Origin of the sequence: Chryseobacterium formosum (assembly GCF_026460885.1) — a bacterium.
In the GTDB taxonomy this organism is placed as follows: Bacteria; Bacteroidota; Bacteroidia; order Flavobacteriales; family Weeksellaceae; genus Chryseobacterium; species Chryseobacterium formosus.
In genome coordinates this window covers 1-2426 of record NZ_JAOVZW010000046.1, presented here as the reverse complement: position 1 = coordinate 2426, position 2426 = coordinate 1, and the positions used below count along the sequence as shown (strand labels likewise).

Sequence of the window (2426 nt, the reverse complement as noted above, 5' to 3'; positions counted from 1 at the left end):
TTCAGAAGGTTATTTTGATTTTGAAAATAATCGTTATATTTACCATTACAATGATCATTTAGGTAACGTAAGAGTAAGTTTTGCAAGAGAAAATAATGTAGCAGTTGTCATTAAAGCTACAGATTATTATGCATTCGGTTTAGCATACAGTAATACACGAATTGATAACACCCAAAGAAATTATCAATACGAATACAACGGAAAAGAGCTACAGGAAGAAACGGGTATGTATGACTATGGTGCAAGGTTCTATATGCCGGATTTGGGAAGATGGGGAACTACTGATCCGCTAGCGGAAGCTTATTCTCCCTTTTCTCCCTACGCTTATGTAGCGAATAATCCTATAAATTACTATGATCCGGACGGAATGCAGATCGAAGAATCTTCTACAGGTTGGACTTTTACAGGCTCTGATATAAACTTACTTCATAGTTATTTAACTTCGGGCACAAGTATGGGAAGTAATTACAATAACTTAATGCATCAGGTTAATAGTTTTGACTTCTCAGGCGGTTCTGGCTCAGGCGGTGGTGGTGGAATCAGTAGTTTTTGGAGTAGTTTTAATGGAGGTAATATATTTGGTGGAGTTTCTGTCGGAAATAATGGAGCTCTAACTTGGTGGACAAACGGAGCTGCGGCTTATGGAAATAATATTCAAGGTTTAGATGGACATAGAATGAATTTGAGAAACGACAGTAATTGGTATGCCAATGGAGGACAAGCAAATTGGTTTTTTGCTTCAGGCGCTGCTCTAACTGAAGCTTCAAGAGGATCTTTCAGATTAACTAATGGGGCATATAATGGTAGTTCGTTTAGTCCCAAATATTATCAAAGTGCGTGGACGGGTGGAAGCCGCGCTAGGATTACCACTTATAATATCAGTAAAATAGGAAGTATTGCAGGAAAAGCAAGCTTTGGAACTGGAGTAATAATGGATGGAATTGGTGTATATAACTATAAGAATAATCCTAACTCTCCCAATGCTGTTCACCCAGCAAAAGCAGGACTAAATACAGCCATCGGAGCCATCGGAGTTTGGGGAGGCCCTCCTGGAGCAATTATTTCTACGCTTTATTTTGGTGTAGATGGTTTTTATCCTGGTGGATGGAATGGCGCACTACAAATGAACGGCAGTTTAACTCAACAAAATCAAGCTATATTAGGACAAGGGTTTAACCTTTATAGAGACCATTAATATGAGAATATTAAAAAAAATGTATCATTATTTTTTCTACAAAATTTATAAATCTATAGAATATACTTCTGAACTATCAGGAGGAAAATTTTTAAGTGCCTTTAAGGCAAGTCTTGTAATGATTACTTTAGAGATATGGATATTACTATCATTAGGCATTTATTATACTATTATTACAAAAACAAAGATAGAGTTGTCGATTTCTATGCCAGTTATATACATTCCTTTAATTATAATAATAAGTATTGACTATTTCATTTTTCACCATAAAAACCAATGGAAAAATATTATTTTGGAATTTGATAAATTACCTAAAAAAAGAAATATAATTGGTGGTTGGATAGTGTGTGGACTTGTAGTATTAATAATTACTAATTTAATTTTCTCATTTTATTTATTTTATCAAACCTAAAAGATATGAAAACTAAATTAACAATAATTTTAATTTTATTTTTTAATATTATCTTTTCACAAGATAAACAAGATTCAATTGTGTACATTTATAACAAAACTTTATATAAAGAAAAAGCTTTATCATTTGTTAAGAAAATGGTTGAAGCCAATAGTAAATATGGAAATAGAAGAAAAGACTTGATATATGATATAGCTGATCTAGAATTAGTTATTCATCCTGTCTTTACTTTTAAGAAAATAATAAAAGATGATAATGGCACCACCAATCTTTTGCAGTATATAAACTTTGAAAGCAAACCTGAAAAACAGATTTTTGAAGTTTATTCAAAGGGGAAGTTTATTTACACATTTTATTTACCTAATGACAAGCTTGATGAGATATCAAAAGGAGGAGATATAAATATTCTATTAGGCGATTTAGATTTACCTAAAAATCATATAAATGGATTTAATCCACCAGATTATAATATTCTATTTAAAGATAAATTTTCATTTTATATCAACAATACTTTTTGTGTAGTTATTGATGACAAAATTTTTGTTATTGAAGAAATTACATTACCAACAAAACATTTAAAAATCGAAGAGTTTAATAGCCATTTTTTTCCTATTTTAAATGAGTTAAAAAATGAAGCTAAGGGGATTACAAATGCTGTATATTCAGACTATATTTTTAAAGGTCCCATTAATCCAACTTTTTTAAAAGTTTTGTATAAATGAAAAAATTAAGGTATAACGCAGGAATTAAGGTAATCGCTATATTTGCCACTGTAATGATCATTTAGGTAACGTAAGAGTAAGTTTTACAAGAGAAGGA

Annotated in this window: 3 protein-coding genes; all 3 read left to right on the top strand. The window is 31.1% G+C overall.

Annotation, left to right across the window (positions count from 1 at the left end; genetic code table 11):
- Window positions 1-1195: RHS repeat-associated core domain-containing protein (locus OF897_RS21445; RefSeq protein ID WP_267267704.1), on the top strand; the 1195-nt coding region annotated here is incomplete at its 5' end.
- A gap of 1 nt (window position 1196) precedes the next feature.
- Window positions 1197-1607, top strand: coding sequence for a hypothetical protein (locus OF897_RS21440; RefSeq protein ID WP_267267703.1), 411 nt, complete (start codon window positions 1197-1199; stop codon window positions 1605-1607).
- 5 nt (window positions 1608-1612) lie between these two features.
- The gene (locus OF897_RS21435; RefSeq protein ID WP_267267702.1) at window positions 1613-2329 is read left to right on the top strand and encodes a hypothetical protein; all 717 of its coding nucleotides are present in this window, start codon (window positions 1613-1615) and stop codon (window positions 2327-2329) included.
- The last annotated feature ends 97 nt before the right edge of the window (window positions 2330-2426 follow it).

Excerpts from the sequence above, each read along its gene's own strand:
- OF897_RS21435 (WP_267267702.1), top strand. The coding sequence starts at position 1,613 with ATGAAAACTAAATTAACAATAATTTTAATTTTATTTTTTAATATTATC.
- OF897_RS21440 (WP_267267703.1), top strand. The coding sequence starts at position 1,197 with ATGAGAATATTAAAAAAAATGTATCATTATTTTTTCTACAAAATTTAT.